Source organism: Pseudomonas sp. zfem005 (assembly GCF_032621735.1).
Lineage (GTDB): Bacteria > Pseudomonadota > Gammaproteobacteria > Pseudomonadales > Pseudomonadaceae > Metapseudomonas > Metapseudomonas solani.
The window spans coordinates 465,015-479,445 of the sequence record NZ_JAVYJE010000004.1; the positions used below are offsets into that span (position 1 = coordinate 465,015).

General features: G+C 67.4%; 14 protein-coding genes and 3 tRNA genes. 13 read left to right on the top strand and 4 right to left on the bottom strand.

Translation table 11 applies throughout. The features are described 5' to 3' along the window. The first annotated feature begins 10 nt into the window (after positions 1-10). Positions 11-775 carry an SDR family oxidoreductase gene (locus RTW82_RS11685; protein WP_021218566.1) on the top strand — a complete coding sequence of 255 codons (765 nt, stop codon included), beginning with the start codon at positions 11-13 and terminating at the stop codon, positions 773-775. 226 nt (positions 776-1,001) lie between these two features. On the opposite strand, the gene gspD is transcribed toward RTW82_RS11685, so the two are convergent. After that, complete coding sequence (gspD, locus tag RTW82_RS11690) at positions 1,002-2,960, bottom strand: type II secretion system secretin GspD (protein WP_316925167.1); 1,959 nt, start codon at positions 2,958-2,960, stop codon at positions 1,002-1,004. Between the two features lie 4 nt (positions 2,961-2,964). Continuing rightward, a complete protein-coding gene (locus tag RTW82_RS11695; RefSeq protein ID WP_316925168.1) occupies positions 2,965-3,531 on the bottom strand; it encodes a type II secretion system protein N in 567 nt (188 codons plus the stop codon). Positions 3,532-3,859: 328 nt separating this feature from the next. On the opposite strand from RTW82_RS11695, the gene gspE reads away from it, so the two are divergent. From gspE to RTW82_RS11755, 12 genes are all read left to right on the top strand, one after another. Beyond that, entirely contained in the window at positions 3,860-5,344 is a 1,485-nt protein-coding gene (gene gspE / locus RTW82_RS11700) for a type II secretion system ATPase GspE (RefSeq protein ID WP_021218563.1), read from the top strand. Then, positions 5,344-6,561, top strand: a complete 1,218-nt coding sequence (gene xcpS / locus RTW82_RS11705) for a GspF family T2SS innner membrane protein variant XcpS (protein WP_184490672.1) — start codon at positions 5,344-5,346, stop codon at positions 6,559-6,561. Before gspE ends, xcpS begins: the two co-directional genes overlap by 1 nt. Before the next feature lie 4 nt (positions 6,562-6,565). Next, positions 6,566-6,997, top strand: a complete 432-nt coding sequence (gspG, locus tag RTW82_RS11710) for a type II secretion system major pseudopilin GspG (protein ID WP_031287415.1) — start codon at positions 6,566-6,568, stop codon at positions 6,995-6,997. Continuing rightward, positions 6,997-7,572 (top strand): type II secretion system minor pseudopilin GspH, encoded by a 576-nt coding sequence (gene gspH / locus RTW82_RS11715; RefSeq protein WP_316925169.1) that lies wholly within the window; start codon positions 6,997-6,999, stop codon positions 7,570-7,572. The genes gspG and gspH overlap by 1 nt, the downstream gene beginning before the upstream one ends. Further along, positions 7,569-7,958 carry a type II secretion system minor pseudopilin GspI gene (gene gspI / locus RTW82_RS11720; RefSeq protein WP_043243344.1) on the top strand — a complete coding sequence of 130 codons (390 nt, stop codon included), beginning with the start codon at positions 7,569-7,571 and terminating at the stop codon, positions 7,956-7,958. Before gspH ends, gspI begins: the two co-directional genes overlap by 4 nt. Next, a complete protein-coding gene (gspJ, locus tag RTW82_RS11725; RefSeq protein WP_184490675.1) occupies positions 7,955-8,653 on the top strand; it encodes a type II secretion system minor pseudopilin GspJ in 699 nt (232 codons plus the stop codon). Before gspI ends, gspJ begins: the two co-directional genes overlap by 4 nt. Then, on the top strand, positions 8,650-9,624 hold the full coding sequence (gene gspK / locus RTW82_RS11730; protein WP_021218557.1) for a type II secretion system minor pseudopilin GspK: 975 nt from the start codon (positions 8,650-8,652) through the stop codon (positions 9,622-9,624). Before gspJ ends, gspK begins: the two co-directional genes overlap by 4 nt. Beyond that, on the top strand, positions 9,621-10,763 hold the full coding sequence (gspL, locus tag RTW82_RS11735) for a type II secretion system protein GspL (RefSeq protein WP_316925170.1): 1,143 nt from the start codon (positions 9,621-9,623) through the stop codon (positions 10,761-10,763). Before gspK ends, gspL begins: the two co-directional genes overlap by 4 nt. 8 nt (positions 10,764-10,771) lie before the next feature. Next, a complete protein-coding gene (locus RTW82_RS11740) occupies positions 10,772-11,284 on the top strand; it encodes a type II secretion system protein M (protein ID WP_410478790.1) in 513 nt (170 codons plus the stop codon). Positions 11,285-11,501: 217 nt separating this feature from the next. Next, positions 11,502-11,577: transfer RNA gene (locus RTW82_RS11745), tRNA-Val, on the top strand. 35 nt (positions 11,578-11,612) lie between these two features. Next, positions 11,613-11,689: transfer RNA gene (locus RTW82_RS11750), tRNA-Asp, on the top strand. A gap of 104 nt (positions 11,690-11,793) precedes the next feature. Continuing rightward, a tRNA-Asp gene (locus tag RTW82_RS11755) sits at positions 11,794-11,870 on the top strand. Between the two features lie 272 nt (positions 11,871-12,142). On the opposite strand, the gene RTW82_RS11760 is transcribed toward RTW82_RS11755, so the two are convergent. Both RTW82_RS11760 and RTW82_RS11765 read right to left on the bottom strand, forming a co-directional pair. Then, positions 12,143-13,180 (bottom strand): AraC family transcriptional regulator, encoded by a 1,038-nt coding sequence (locus tag RTW82_RS11760; protein ID WP_184490678.1) that lies wholly within the window; start codon positions 13,178-13,180, stop codon positions 12,143-12,145. Beyond that, complete coding sequence (locus tag RTW82_RS11765) at positions 13,177-14,307, bottom strand: carbon-nitrogen hydrolase family protein (protein WP_316925172.1); 1,131 nt, start codon at positions 14,305-14,307, stop codon at positions 13,177-13,179. The genes RTW82_RS11760 and RTW82_RS11765 overlap by 4 nt, the downstream gene beginning before the upstream one ends. Between the last annotated feature and the right edge of the window lie 124 nt (positions 14,308-14,431).

The window sequence follows — 14,431 nt, forward strand, 5'->3', positions numbered from 1 at the left end:
CGACTGGTCCATGGAATCGGCGCCTGCCCATAACGGCAAGGTCGCGCTGGTCACCGGCGCGGCCCGTGGCATCGGCCTGGGCATCGCCGCTTGGCTGATCGCCGAAGGCTGGCAGGTGGTGCTCGCGGATATCGACCGCGCCCGAGGCAGCAAGGTGGCCAAGGCACTGGGCGGCAACGCCTGGTTCGTCGGCATGGACGTGGCCCATGAAAGCCAGGTCGCCGTGGGCGTTGCCGAAGTGCTCGGCCAGTTCGGCCGGCTCGATGCGCTGGTGTGCAACGCCGGCGTCGCCGAAGCCCATGGTGCGCCGCTGGAAAGCCTCGAACTGATGCAGTGGAACCGCACCCTGTCGGTCAACCTCACCGGTCCGATGCTGTTGGCCAAGCACTGCGCGCCCTACCTGCGTGGGCATCGCGGGGCCATCGTCAACATCGCATCGACCCGTGCCCATCAGTCCGAAGCCGATACCGAAGCCTATGCCGCGAGCAAGGGCGGGCTGGTGGCGCTGACCCACGCGCTGGCCATCAGCCTGGGGCCGGACATCCGCGTCAATGTGGTGAGTCCCGGCTGGATCGACTCCCGCGACCGCGCCGCCCGCGAAGAGGCGCCGTTGTCGGAATGGGATCACGACCAGCACCCGGCCGGCCGTGTCGGCAAGGTGGAGGACGTTGCCTCCATGGTCGCCTGGCTGCTCTCGGACGGCTGTGGCTTCGTCACCGGCCAGGAGTTCCTGGTGGACGGCGGCATGACCCGCAAGATGATCTACCTGGACTGATCCCGATCTTCCCGGGGCTCTCGTGCGCGGGCGTCGGGTTTCACCCGACCTACCAGCCGGGCACATCGCTCTGGCAGAAGTAGGGTGGAGGTCGCTCTTTACCTCCACCGTGCGGAGCTCCCGGTACGCACCGCTCCTGATCGTTCCACAGGCTTCCGGTACAAACAAAAAACGGGTGGCAGTGCCTTCGCACTGCCACCCGTTGGTTTTTCCGAAGGCTCGGGTATCAGGGCGCCGGGCTTTCCGGCGGGCGCACATCGATGGCCGGGGTGCCCTGGCCGCCGTCGAACAGCTGCGCCGGCGTGCGCGGCAGGATGCTTGGGCGGCTTTCCTTGTCGGTCTGGTCGCCGAGCACGCGGATGTCGCTGTACTTCTTGCCCGAGAGTGCGGCCAGCCCGGCGCGGTCGCGGACCACGGTCGGGCGCAGGAACACCATCAGGTTGCGCTTCACGTGGCTGTCCTTGGTGGAGCGGAACAGGCGACCGAGCAGGGGGATGTCGCCCAGCAGCGGCACCTTGGAGTCGGTGGTGGTGACGTCGTCCTGGATCAGGCCGCCGAGCACGATCACCTGGCCGTCCTCGGCGAGGATGGTGCTCTTGATCGAGCGCTTGTTGGTGATCAGGTCCACCGCCTGGGCGGTGAGCGTGGCGCTGGGGGCGATGGAGGAGATTTCCTGCTCGATCTCCAGGCGCAGGGTGGCGCCCTCGTTGATGTGCGGGGTGACCTTGAGGGTGACGCCGATGTCCTTGCGCTCGATGGTGGTGAAGGGGTTGTTGGCCCCGGCCGCATCGGTGGTGTAGGAGCCGGTCTGGAAGGGCACGTTCTGGCCGACGAGGATCTCCGCCTTCTGGTTGTCCAGGGTCAGCAGGCTCGGCGTGGACAGGAGGTTGCTCTTGCTGTTGGCGGAGAGCGCGGTGACCAGCGCGGCGAAGTGGTCGGTACCGATGCCGATGATGGCGCCGTCGGGCAGGGTGGTGGGCAGCTTTTCGTCCTTGATGGCGTTGAGCACGGTGCCCACCGAGAGCCCGGTGTTGCCGAAGTTGACCCCACCGAGGCCGCCGGTCTTGCCGCGGGCATCCACGGCCCACTGCACGCCGAGGGCGTCGGTGATGTCGCCGGAGATTTCCACGATGGCGGCTTCCACCATCACCTGGGCGCGGGGTACGTCGAGCTGGCGGACGATGTCTTCCAGCGCGTTGACCGTGTCCGGCTCGGCCAGCAGCACCAGGGCGTTGAGGCTCTCATCGGCGCGGATCAGGATGTTCTGCGGCTTGCCTTGCTGCTCACCGCCGCCTTCCGGGGTCTTCAGGCCTTCGGAAATCTCGCCCAGGGTGGTGGCCAGGGCCTTGGCGTCGTTATGGCGCAGGCGGATGACGCGGGTATTGGCCGAGCGCGAGGTCGGGGTGTCGAGGGACTGCGCCAGCGCCACCAGCTTGGCCCGCGCCGAGGGCGGGCCGACGATGATCAGGCGGTTGGTGCGGGCATCGGCGATCACCTGGGCGGCGTTGGTGCCCTTGGCCTGGCCACGGCTGACGGCGCTGTTGAGCACCTCGGCGGCGTCCATCACCCAGGCGTTCTGCAGGTTGAGCACGGTGTAGTCGCGGTCGCCCTTCTGGTCCAGCTGGCGCATCAGGCTTTCGATGCGCGCGATGTTGGCGCTGCGGTCGCTGATGATCAGGGCGTTGGACGAGGTCACCGCCGCCAGGTGGCCGTATTGCGGCACCAGCGGGCGGATCAGCGGGATCAGCTCGGTCACCGGCGTGTGCTGCACCTGGATCACCCGGGTCTCCAGCTTGTCCGGCGCTGCCGGCCCGCCTTCGGCTTCGGCCTTGGCTTCGGCGTTGGGGATGATGCGGGCCTGGTCACCCTGGGTGACCACGGTGAAGCCGTGGGTGGCCATCACCGAAAGGAACAGTTGATAGACCTCGGACAGGTTCAGCGGCGCCTTGGACACCACGCTGACCTGGCCCTTGACCCGGGGATCGACGATGAAGGTCTCGCCTGTGATGTCGGCCACCTGGTCGACGAATTCGCGAATGTCCGCGTCCTTGAGGTTGATGGTCCAGCCTTCCTGCTGGCTGTTTTCGGCCTGGGGTTGCGGATCGGCGGCCAGCAAGGGCAACGGCGCGGCAGCGAGGCCGGCAGCCAGCAGGGCGATACTCAGGCGCGAGAGGAGTGTGGGCATTGATTCATTCGCTTTCCAGGGGCTGTTCGGGCGGTGATTCCGGCGAGAGGCCGCCGGATTCTTCCATCTGTTTTCTCAGTGCTTCCATGCGTTCGCGCAGTTCGGCGGCGTTGTCCTCCTGGAGGCCGCCGAGGTCGTTGACAGCATCATTTGCCGGCTCCGCCTCCATGGCGGGCGAGTTGGGCACGGCGAGGCGTGCCCGGGGGAAGGTCAGGGTCTCGAGGCGGCCGCCCCGGTCGATTTCCACGCGATCACGGTAGATGGCATGGAGCTTCACGCCGGGGCTAAGTTCCTCACCGCTGTGCAGGCGCTTGGGTTTGTCGCCCTCGCTGCGGATGATCACGCTGGAGCGTGCCTCATCGGCGTTGATGAAGCTGCCCAGCAGAGTCAGGCGCAGGTTGGTCGCCGGTGGTGGCGCATCGCTCTGCGCGCGGTTCGGACCGAACAGCGGTTCGAGGCGTTCCAGGCTGGCTGGAACCACCGCCGTGCTGGTGGGGTCACTGCTGGTATCGGGGGAATTGCGGAGCAATCTGATCCAGTCGGCGGATTGCCAGGCGAGGCTCAGGCTCATGGCAATCACCAAGCCCGCGCCCAGAAGCGCGGGCGAATGCTGTTGCAGCCAGTGTCGAGCACCAGTTGTGGGCAAGTGGGGGTCTCCGCGAGTTGTTCTTGATTTTCTGATTCGGCGAAAGCTCTGAATCATAGCAGTACGACGCATTCACGCTACAACCCGACAGCAGGTGTATCGCGGAGGTCTATGTGCTAAAGATATTCCGGTTTTTTTACGGGTTTGCGTGCGTGCCCGATCACAACGACAAGAAAATGGCAGGGATCTGCTGCACAACGGTCAGACAGCGTTGTGATAATTGCCCCGGTGAATTCATGAAGGCATTACACGGATGAACTCTTCGATCGAGGCGCCTCTGCGGCGCCTGCCGTTCGGCTTTGCCAAGCGTCACGGCGTCTTCCTGCAGGATGGCGTCGAGCCCTGCCTGGCCCATCGCCAAGGCGCCGAACTGGTGGCCCTGGCCGAGGCGCGTCGCTTCGTCGGCCGCTCGCTGCCATTCCGGCCGTTGCCGGTCGAATCGTTCGACCAGGCGTTGGCCCAGGCTTACCAGCACGACTCCTCCGCCACCATGCAACTGGCCGAAGACCTCGGCGGCAGCCTCGACCTGGCCGCGCTGGCCGAGCAGATGCCCGAGACCACCGACCTGATGGAGCAGGAGGACGACGCGCCGATCATCCGCCTGATCAACGCCATCCTCGGCGAGGCGATCCGCGAGAACGCCTCGGACATCCACCTGGAGACCTTTGAAAAACGCCTGGTGGTGCGCTTCCGCGTCGACGGCATCCTGCGTGAGGTGCTCGAACCCAAGCGTGAGCTGGCGGCGCTGCTGGTGTCGCGCATCAAGGTCATGGCCAAGCTGGACATCGCCGAAAAGCGCGTGCCCCAGGACGGCCGTATTTCCCTGCGCGTCGCTGGCCGCGAGGTGGATATCCGCGTCTCCACGCTGCCCTCCGCCAACGGCGAGCGCGTGGTACTCCGCCTGCTGGACAAGCAGGCCGGGCGCCTGACCCTGCAGCACCTGGGCATGAGCGCGCGTGACCGCGACCTGATGGAGGCCACGGTGCGCAAGCCCCACGGCATCCTGCTGGTCACCGGCCCCACCGGCTCGGGCAAGACCACCACGCTCTACGCCAGCCTGGTCACCCTCAACGACCGCACCCGCAACATCCTCACGGTGGAAGACCCCATCGAATATCACCTGGAAGGCATCGGCCAGACCCAGGTCAACGCCAAGGTGGAGATGACCTTCGCCCGTGGCCTGCGCGCCATCCTGCGCCAGGACCCGGACGTGGTGATGGTGGGTGAGATCCGCGACCACGAAACCGCCGAGATCGCCGTGCAGGCGTCCCTCACCGGTCACCTGGTGCTCTCCACCCTGCACACCAACAGTGCCATCGGCGCCATCACCCGTTTGGTGGACATGGGCGTCGAGCCCTTCCTGCTGTCGTCCTCCTTGCTCGGCGTGCTCGCCCAGCGCCTGGTGCGCGTGCTCTGCAACCACTGCAAGGTGCCCTACAGCGCCGATGCCGCCGAGTGCACGCTGCTGGGCGTCGACCCGGCGGCCCCGCCGACCCTCTACCACGCCCGTGGTTGCCCCGAATGCCATCAGCAGGGCTACCGCGGCCGTACCGGTATCTACGAACTGGTGGTCTTCGACGACCACATGCGCAGCCTGATCCACAACTCCGCGGCGGAGCAGGAGATGACCCGCCACGCCCGCCGTTTCGGCCCCAGCATCCGCGATGACGGCAAGCGCAAGGTGCTTGAAGGCGTGACCACGGTGGAAGAGGTCCTGCGTGTGACCCAGGAAGAATAATGGCCGCCTTCGAATACCTCGCCCTCGACGCCCGTGGGCGTCCGCAGAAGGGTGTGCTGGAAGCCGACAGTGCCCGCCAGGTGCGCCAGTTGCTGCGTGAAAAACAGCTGGCACCGCTGGAGGTCAAGGCCACCCGCACCCGCGAACAGGCTGCCGGTGGCGGTCGTCTCGGCTTCGCTCGGGGCCTGTCCGCCCGCGACCTGGCGCTGGTCACCCGACAGCTGGCGACCCTGGTGCAGGCCGCGTTGCCCATTGAGGAAGCGCTGCGCGCCGCCGCGGCCCAATCCACCTCGCCGCGCATCCAGTCCATGCTGCTGGCGGTGCGTGCCCGGGTGCTCGAAGGCCATAGCCTGGCCGGCAGCCTGAGGGAGTTTCCCGCGGCCTTCCCCGAGCTGTACCGCGCCACAGTCGCGGCGGGGGAGCACGCCGGCCACCTCGGCCCGGTGCTGGAACAACTGGCCGACTACACCGAGCAGCGCCAGCAGTCGCGGCAGAAGATCCAGCTCGCGCTGCTCTACCCGGTGATCCTGATGTGCGCCTCCCTCGGCATCGTCTCCTTCCTCCTGGGCTACGTGGTCCCGGACGTGGTGCGCGTGTTCATCGATTCCGGGCAGACCCTGCCGCTGCTCACCCGTGGCCTCATCGCCCTCAGCGACCTGGTCAAGCACTGGGGCTGGCTGGCGGCCCTGCTCGCCATCGCCGCCTTCATCGGTGCCCGCATGGCGCTGCGCGAGGAGGCGATACGCGCCCGTTGGCATGGCCTGGTGCTGCGCATTCCGCTGGTGGGCGGCCTGGTTCGCGCCACCGACACCGCGCGCTTCGCCTCCACCCTGGCGATCCTCACCCAGAGCGGCGTGCCGCTGGTGGAGGCGCTGGGCATCGGTGCCGAGGTCATCGCCAACCGGGTGATCCGCGCCGACGTGGTACTGGCCGCGCAGAAGGTCCGCGAAGGCGGCAGCCTGACTCGCGCGCTGGAGGCCAGCGGTCAGTTCCCGCCGATGATGCTGCACATGATCGCCAGCGGTGAACGCTCCGGCGAGCTGGACCAGATGCTGGCCCGTACCGCGCGCAACCAGGAGAACGACCTGGGCGCGCAGATCGCGCTGCTGGTGGGGCTGTTCGAGCCCTTCATGCTGGTGTTCATGGGCGCGGTGGTGCTGGTCATCGTCCTCGCCATCCTCCTGCCGATCCTTTCTCTCAACCAACTCGTGGGGTAATCGCGTGAAACTGCGCCGCAAACAGTCGGGCTTTACGCTCATTGAAATCATGGTGGTGGTGGTCATCCTCGGCATCCTCGCCGCGCTGGTGGTGCCCCAGGTGATGAACCGCCCGGACCAGGCCAAGGTCACGGTCGCCAAGGGCGACATCAAGGCCATCGGCGCCGCGCTGGACATGTACAAGCTCGACAACTTCGCCTACCCCAGCACCCAGCAGGGCCTGGAGGCGCTGGTGAAGAAGCCCAGTGGCAACCCGCAGCCGAAGAACTGGAACAAGGACGGCTACCTCAAGCGCCTGCCAGTCGACGCCTGGGGCAACCCCTACCAGTACCTGGCCCCCGGGACCAAGGGCCCCTATGACCTGTACTCCTTCGGCGCCGATGGCAAGGAAGGCGGCACCGACGCCGATGCCGATATCGGTAACTGGGAAAACTGATGCCCCCACGGTCGCGCTGCCCAGGCTGCCCGCCCGCCAAGGGGCAGGGCGGCTTCACCCTGATCGAGCTGCTGGTGGTCCTGGTGATCATCGGCTGCCTGGTCGGGCTGGCGGTGCTCAGCACCGGCGTGGCCGGCCCCTCCCGTGAGTTGAACAATGAAGCCGAGCGCCTGGCCGGGCTGATCGGCGTACTGGTGGACGAAGCCGTGCTCGACAACCGCGAATACGGCCTGCGCCTGGACGCCGATGGCTACCGCGTGTTGCGCTTCGACGAAGCCAAGGCGCGCTGGCAGGAAGTGGGGGAAGAAAGCCACAAGCTGCCGACCTGGGCCGAGCTCAAGTTCGAGCTGGAAGGCGCCGCGCTGGCATTGCCCAGCCCGGTGGCCGATGACGACGAGAAACCCAAGGAACAACCCCGTGCACCGCAATTGCTGATCCTCTCCAGTGGCGAGCTCAGCCCCTTCCGCCTGGAGCTGGGGGAGCGTCGCAAGGACGGTGTGCGCCTGCAGATGAGCAGCGATGGCTTCCGCCTGCCCAAGGTCGAAGCCTTGGCCGGCAAGGGGCGGGCAGGATGAAGGCCCAGCGCGGTTTCACCCTGCTCGAAGTGCTGGTGGCCCTGGCGATCTTCGCCGTGGTCGCCGCCTCGGTGCTGGCCACCAGTGCGCGCAGCCTGCAGAACGCCGCGCGCCTGGAAGACAAGACCCTGGCGATGTGGATCGCCGACAACCGCCTGGCCGAGATGCAGCTCGCCGCCACGCCGCCGAGCGAAGGGCGCGACCAGGGCGAGCTGGATTTCGCCGGGCGCCGCTGGGAATGGCAGAGCCAGGTCGACGCCACCTCCGACCCGGCCTTGCGCCGTGCCACCCTGTGGGTCGCCCAGCGCAACGACCGCGGCCCCCGGGGCAAGCTGGAAGACCGCGCCGCCGCGCGCTTGGTCGGCTTCATCGAGACCCAGCAATGAAGCGCAGCGCCGGCTTCACCCTGCTGGAGCTGCTGATCGCCATCGCCATCTTCGCGCTGCTGGCCCTGGGCACCTACCGCATGCTCGACAGCGTGCTCGCCAGCGACCGCGCCACCCGCGCCCAGGAGCAGCAACTGCGTGAGCTGGTGCGGGCCATGGCCGCCATCGAGCGCGACCTGCAGCAGGTGAACCCGCGACCGGTGCGTGACGCCTATGGCGAATGGCGCGGCGCACTGGTGGGCGAGAGCGGCGACAACGACAGCGTCGAACTGAGCCGTGGCGGCTGGCGTAACCCCCTTGGCGCGCCGCGCTCACGCATGCAGCGGGTGCGCTGGCAGCTCTCCGGGGAGAAGCTCGAGCGGCGCTACTGGACGGTGCTCGACCAGGCCCAGGACAGCCAGCCGCAGGTGCAGCAGGCATTGGACGGGGTGACCCGCCTGAAGCTGCGTTACCTGGACAAGTCCGACAACTGGGTGGAGGTCTGGCCCGCCGACGGCGAGACCGGCGACAAGAGTCTGGAGAAGTTGCCCCGGGCCATCGAACTGACCCTCGAGCATCGCCGCTACGGCGAGCTGCGCCGGGTGCTGCGCCTGGTGGACGAGCCACCGCAGCAACAGCCCCAGGTGCCCAATGGCGACGACAACAATGATGACGGCGGCGGCGACGTGCCGGCTGACGAAGGCGGTACGCCATGATGCGGCAACGGGGCATGGCCATGATCACGGTGCTGCTGGTGGTGGCCGTGGTGACCGTCGTCTGCGCCGGGATGATCGCCCGGCAGCAGCTGGCGATCCGTTCCAGCGCCAACCAGCTGCATGCGCGCCAGGCCCTGCAGTACGCCTTGGGCGGCGAGGCGCTGGCCCGTGGCATGCTGCTCCGCGACCTGCGCGCCGGTGACCCGCGCACGCCGGTGGATCACCTGGGTGAAGCCTGGGCCCGGCCGCTGAACAACTTCCCCCTGGATGATGGCGGCGAACTGCTGGTGCGCATCGATGACGCCACCGCGCGCTTCAACCTCAATTCCGTGGTGCGCCAGGGCAAGGTCAACGAGCAGTCGCTGCTGCAGTTCCGCCGCCTGCTGCTGCGCCTGCAGATCGAGGCGCCCTATGCCGAGCGTCTGGTGGATTGGCTCGACAAGGACCAGGAGCCCACCGGTGCCAACGGCGCCGAAGACAACGAATACCTGCTCAACCAGCCGCCCTACCGGGCAGCCAACCGAGCCATGGCGGATGTCTCCGAACTGCGCCTGCTGGCAGGCATGACCGAGGCGGACTATCGTCGCCTGCTGCCTTACGTCGCAGCGCTGCCGGACAACGCCACGCTCAACGTCAACACCGCGGGCGCGATAGTGCTTTCCAGCCTGGCCGACACCCTGACGCCCAGCGTGGGTGAGGCGCTGGTGGCGGCCCGCGGCAAGGCTGGCTTCCAGACCCTGGATGCTTTCCTGGGGCAATCCGCCCTGGCCGGCATGGGCATGGAGGCACAAGGGCTGGCGGTGGGCAGCGAATATTTCCGGGTGACCAGCGAAGTGCACCTTGGCGGAAGGCGCCAGGTACTGGTCAGCACCCTGCAGCGTGGCAACGACGGCCGCGTGCGGGTGCTTTCCCGCGACATGGGGCAGGGCGGCTTGCCGCCGGCCCTTCTCAAGGAAAAGGACGAAGAATGAAGCAGGCAAGTATTTTCCTGCCGGCGGCGGCGGTTACTCGCGTCGATGGCGAACTGGAGGTCTGGCTGGTGCAGGGCGGTGATGCCCGGCAACTGCCGTTCGCCGCTGCGGTAACGGCGCTCTCCGGTGATTGGCGCCTGGTGTTGCCGGTGGAGGCGGTGACCGCCTGCGCCGCGCGCCTGCCCACGCAAAAGGCGCGCTGGTTGCGCCAGGCCCTTCCCTTCGCCGTAGAAGAGTTGTTGGCCGAGGACGTCGACAGCCTGCACCTGGCACTGGGGGGGGAGCTGCCGGATGGCCTGCACCGTATTTTCGCCGTGCGCCGCAGCTGGCTGAGCGCCTGGGTCGACCTGGCCGCGGAGCTGGGCTCGGTGCCCACCAGCCTGCAGGTGGATGCCGACTTGTTGCCGGAGGAGGGCACCCAGCTGTTCTGGCTGGACGGCCGCTGGCTGCTGGGCGGCGAACAAAGCGCCCGCCTCGGTCTGCAGGACGAGGATTGGCCGCACCTGCGCGAGGCCTGTGCCTTGCCGCTGCATGGCCGAGCGCCGCGTGAACGCCAGGTGCTGGAAGGCATCGACCAGTGGCAGGAGCAGGCGCAACCCTATCAATGGCTCGCCTCGCACCTTGGCAGCGAGTTGGCCCAGGCGGAATTCCAGGTGCGCCAGGAACATCGCCACCAGCGCTTCCTGCGTCCGGTGCTGGCCCTGGTGGGGCTTTGGGTGGTGCTGCAGTGGGGCTTCTACCTGGCCCAGGGCTGGCACCTGCGCCATGAGGGCGACAACTATGCGGCGGCCAACGAGGCGCTGTACCGGGAGCTGTTCCCCCAGGACAGCAAGCTGATCAACCTGCGCGCGCAGTTCGACCAGCATCTCGCCGCCGGAACTGCGACGGGGCAGGGGCGTTTGCTCGGCCTGCTCGACCAGGCGGCCGACGCTCTGCTCGCCGAAGGGGCGCAGGTGCGGGTGCAGCAACTGGATTTCAGCAACACACGGGGCGACCTGTCGATGCAGGTGCAGGCGCCGGGGTTCGATGCCCTGGAGCGCCTGCGCGAGCGATTGATCGCCGCCGGGCTCGCGGTGCAACTGGGGTCGGCCAGCCGTGAAGGCACTGCCGTGAGTGCGCGACTGGTGATCGGGGGATGAGCATGACCATGGCTTTCAAGGATCGTCTGCAGACGCAATGGCAAGGGTCGGCCCTGGCCACCCGCTGGAAGGCGATGCCGCCCCGGGATCGCCTGGCGCTGGCACTGCTGGGGGGCTTCCTGCTGCTGGTGCTGCTCTACCTCGCCCTCTGGCGCCCGGCCCAGTTGGGGGTGATCAGTGCCCGCAACCATTACGAGCAACAGCGTGCGTTGCATCAGTACATGCAGCAGCAGGCGCCCCGTGCCCGTGCGGCCGAGGAAGCGCCACAGGCCACTGTCGAGCCGGAGCGCCTGCAAGGGCTGGTGACCGCCAGCGCTGCCGAGCAGGGCCTGTCGGTGGAGCGCATGGACAGCGATGCCCCCGGGCAGGTGCAGGTCAGCCTGGAGCCCACCGCGTTCGCCAAGCTGCTGCGCTGGTTTGCCGGCCTCGAAGCGCAGGGTGTGCGCATCGAAGAGGCCGGGCTGGACCGTGGTGAGGATGGCCGGGTCGCTGCACGGCTGACCCTGCGCGTCGGCGGCTGAGCCTGCACCCTGTTGAGGCTCGCTGCCCCCGGCTGTGCACCAGCTTGGTGGGCGGCGCCCCTTCACCCGTCTCCCCAGGGCCATGCGTCGCCAGTGCGGAACGCTGCCAACGGAGCATTGGCGAAAGGGCACGAAAATCAGCTTTTTAGAAAAAACTTCAAGCAGGGTGTTGACTTAGGTAAGCCCTCTGCGTAAATTGCGCGCCTCGCAAGGCGATGGGTGATTAGCTCAGCCGGGAGAGCATCTGCCTTACAAGCAGAGGGTCGGCGGTTCGATCCCGTCATCACCCACCATCCCTTGTGAATTCGGACGAAAGTCCGGCCGACGCGCAGCGGTAGTTCAGTCGGTTAGAATACCGGCCTGTCACGCCGGGGGTCGCGGGTTCGAGTCCCGTCCGCTGCGCCATATTTTCCATGTCAGGTTCAGGCCAGGCATGAGGTAACGAGTAGCTCGAAACGCTCGCTGCCAGACGAAGCAAAGGTTCCACCGGACGAAAGTCCAACCGACACGCAGCGGTAGTTCAGTCGGTTAGAATACCGGCCTGTCACGCCGGGGGTCGCGGGTTCGAGTCCCGTCCGCTGCGCCATATAAAGGAAAGCCCTCAGGTAGAAATACCTGGGGGTTTTTTCTTTGCCTGGAAAAAAAGTGCGCCTTGCGCCTGCTCATCGTACCGGGCATTGCCCTGGGTTAATTTTTCGGTCACCCGCACTCGTTACCCTATTGGCACGTTCCTTGTTTCATTCAGGGGACGACAGAAAAAGGAGAGCGACGATGGATGACTATCAGGAAGAGATTCTCGACTTCCACGCCAGCGAGCAAGACGCGGTGGAGCCGGCGGACGACGCCACCGAGATGTGATCAGCCCGCCTGGCGTTGGGCGCGGCGGAATTCCCCGGGGGTGCTGCCGCTCCAGCGCTTGAACGCACGCTGGAAGGCCTCGGCCGAGGCGAAGCCCAGCAGGTAGGCGATTTCCCCGAAGGCCAGCTCGGTGTCGCGGATATAGGCCATGGCCAGGTCGCGGCGGGTGTCATTGAGGATGCTGCGGAACTGCGTGCCTTCCTCGGCCAGCTTGCGCCGCAGGGTCCAGGTCGGCAGTTGCAGGCGTGCGGCCACTTCTTCGAGATCGGGCTCGCGCCCGTGCAGCAGCGGCCCCAGCAACTGGGTGATGCGCTCGCGCAGGCTGCGGGTGCGGGTGCGCTGCTCCAGATCCTGTTCACAGAGCTCCAGCAACTGCCGCCAGGTGCTGGGGCAATGCTCGCGCCCACGCAGGGCCAGGGTCGGTTGCGACAGGCGCAGCTGATTGGCGCTGGCGCCGAACTCCACCGGGCAGCCGAACAGCTCCGTGTAGCGCTCGGCGTAGTCGGGGGCGGGAAACTCGATCTCCACCTTCTCCACCGCCAGCGGCTGGCCCACCAGGGCGCCGAACTGGCAAGCCCAGCTGGCCAGCACGGAGTCCACCACGAAGCGGTTGTAGGCGTTGTACGGGCTGATGGAATAGAAGCGCAGCCAGGCCCCGCCAGCGTCCTCGTGGAAGCTCGACTGGCCCCGGTAGTTGTGGGCATAGAGCGGTTCGAAGCGGATCAGCGTGCGCGCTGCCTCGCGCACGCTGGGCGCCTGCATGGCGGTGACGCCGGTGAGGCCGACCTGGCTGAGGCGGCTGATGCGTCCCATGAGCAGGCCCAGGGCCGGGTCGCCGATCAGTTGCATGGCAGCATGGCCCAGGCGCATGTAGCGGGGGATCGACAGGCGCCCGCGCGGCTCGGCCAGGCGCGCGGCATCCAGGCCGTATTGGGCGAGCAGGGGGCTCGGGTCCTGGCCGGCCTCGCGCACCGCGTCGGCGAGGTTCTGCACGAAGCCCACCGAGAGGTCGCCGAGGCGAACCCGTGTCGGCTTCATAGCCAGATGTTCAACAGCCGGGCGCCACGCCCGGCATCGGCCACGCGGGTGCCGTTGGCATCGGTACCCAGGCCGGGGCCGTCGCTGCCCAGGTCCCACAGCTGGCCGCGCAGGAACACCGTCAGCCCGGCACGGGCACCGCTGTTCGGCAAGCGTCCGGCCATGGCCAGGCGCTGCCAGGCTTCGCCTTCGCTGAGTTCGCCGGCGCGCAGTTTCACGTCTGCCGGTGTCGGCGCACCGTTATAGCCGTTCCAGGGCTTGCTCCAGCTGCCGTTGCCGCTGAGGAAGGCCGGCACCGCCAGCAGCTCCACACCTTGCTCGCGCAGTGCCGCGTAGCCCGCCGGGTACCAGCTGTCGGCGCAGATCAGCACGCCCAGGCGCCCGGCCGGGGTGTCGAGCACCTTGAGTTGCTCGGCGCCTGCGGCGGCGGTGAAGCCCTGTTCGTCGCGGATCGGGTAGAGCTTGCGTTGGGGTTGGCCGATGGGCAGGCCCTTGTGGTCGAACACCAGGCTGACGTTGTACAGCGGGCCGCTTTCGGCCAGCAGGTTGCCACCTTCGATACGTGGTTCGGGCAGGAGGATGGAGCCCGCCACCAGGGTGATGCCGAAGTCCCGGGCGAGGCCACCGAACAGGGCCTGGTAGTCGCCTGCCATGCGCGTCGCCTTCATGCGGAACAGTGCATCGACCAGGCGTTGCTCACCTTCGGCCGCGACCAGCGCGCGGGCCAGTTTCATCGGGTTGGCGGCCGCCAGCCAGAGCATGGCGTCGTCGAGGCTGTGGGCGCTGTAGACCTGGTTCTTCTCGCCGGCGGCCACCAGCCAGGTGCCGATATGCTCGGGCAGCACGACGATGGTCCGTTCGTTGAGCAGCCCTTCGCTGCGGGCCTTCTCCAGGTAGGCGGCGAGCTTCAGGCGCAGGCGGTCCACACTCTGGTAGTCGGCGGCGAAGAGTTCGGGCTGGATGCCCAGCAGGTTACCGCGGTCGCCGGGCTCGCCGAGGTTGAGGGCGACCTCGCTGCGCAGGTCGGAGAGGTAGTGGCCGACCGGGCGCTCGTCGGTCCAGATCGCATAGCTGACCAGCACGCCGGCGAACAGGGCGGAGGCCAGGACAATCAGCAGTTTGCGCATGGGATTCGGCATCGAGGAATGTGCCGGTCAGGGTAGGGGAGCGCATGGCGCTTGCCAAGTCGCCCTGTGCGTTTGGATCAATAAGTTGTCACTTTCGATCATTGAGCGCGCCCGGCTGGCTGAC

What these genes read in the sequence shown, in the direction of transcription:
- gspK (WP_021218557.1), top strand. Translation starts at nt 8,650, where the DNA reads ATGATGCGGCAACGGGGCATGGCCATGATCACGGTGCTGCTGGTGGTG.
- gspJ (WP_184490675.1), top strand. Translation starts at nt 7,955, where the DNA reads ATGAAGCGCAGCGCCGGCTTCACCCTGCTGGAGCTGCTGATCGCCATC.
- gspD (WP_316925167.1), bottom strand. Translation starts at nt 2,960, where the DNA reads ATGCCCACACTCCTCTCGCGCCTGAGTATCGCCCTGCTGGCTGCCGGC.
- gspH (WP_316925169.1), top strand. Translation starts at nt 6,997, where the DNA reads ATGCCCCCACGGTCGCGCTGCCCAGGCTGCCCGCCCGCCAAGGGGCAG.
- RTW82_RS11765 (WP_316925172.1), bottom strand. Translation starts at nt 14,307, where the DNA reads ATGCGCAAACTGCTGATTGTCCTGGCCTCCGCCCTGTTCGCCGGCGTG.
- gspL (WP_316925170.1), top strand. Translation starts at nt 9,621, where the DNA reads ATGAAGCAGGCAAGTATTTTCCTGCCGGCGGCGGCGGTTACTCGCGTC.
- xcpS (WP_184490672.1), top strand. Translation starts at nt 5,344, where the DNA reads ATGGCCGCCTTCGAATACCTCGCCCTCGACGCCCGTGGGCGTCCGCAG.
- RTW82_RS11685 (WP_021218566.1), top strand. Translation starts at nt 11, where the DNA reads ATGGAATCGGCGCCTGCCCATAACGGCAAGGTCGCGCTGGTCACCGGC.
- gspI (WP_043243344.1), top strand. Translation starts at nt 7,569, where the DNA reads ATGAAGGCCCAGCGCGGTTTCACCCTGCTCGAAGTGCTGGTGGCCCTG.
- RTW82_RS11740 (WP_410478790.1), top strand. Translation starts at nt 10,772, where the DNA reads ATGGCTTTCAAGGATCGTCTGCAGACGCAATGGCAAGGGTCGGCCCTG.
- gspE (WP_021218563.1), top strand. Translation starts at nt 3,860, where the DNA reads ATGAACTCTTCGATCGAGGCGCCTCTGCGGCGCCTGCCGTTCGGCTTT.
- RTW82_RS11695 (WP_316925168.1), bottom strand. Translation starts at nt 3,531, where the DNA reads ATGAGCCTGAGCCTCGCCTGGCAATCCGCCGACTGGATCAGATTGCTC.
- RTW82_RS11760 (WP_184490678.1), bottom strand. Translation starts at nt 13,180, where the DNA reads ATGAAGCCGACACGGGTTCGCCTCGGCGACCTCTCGGTGGGCTTCGTG.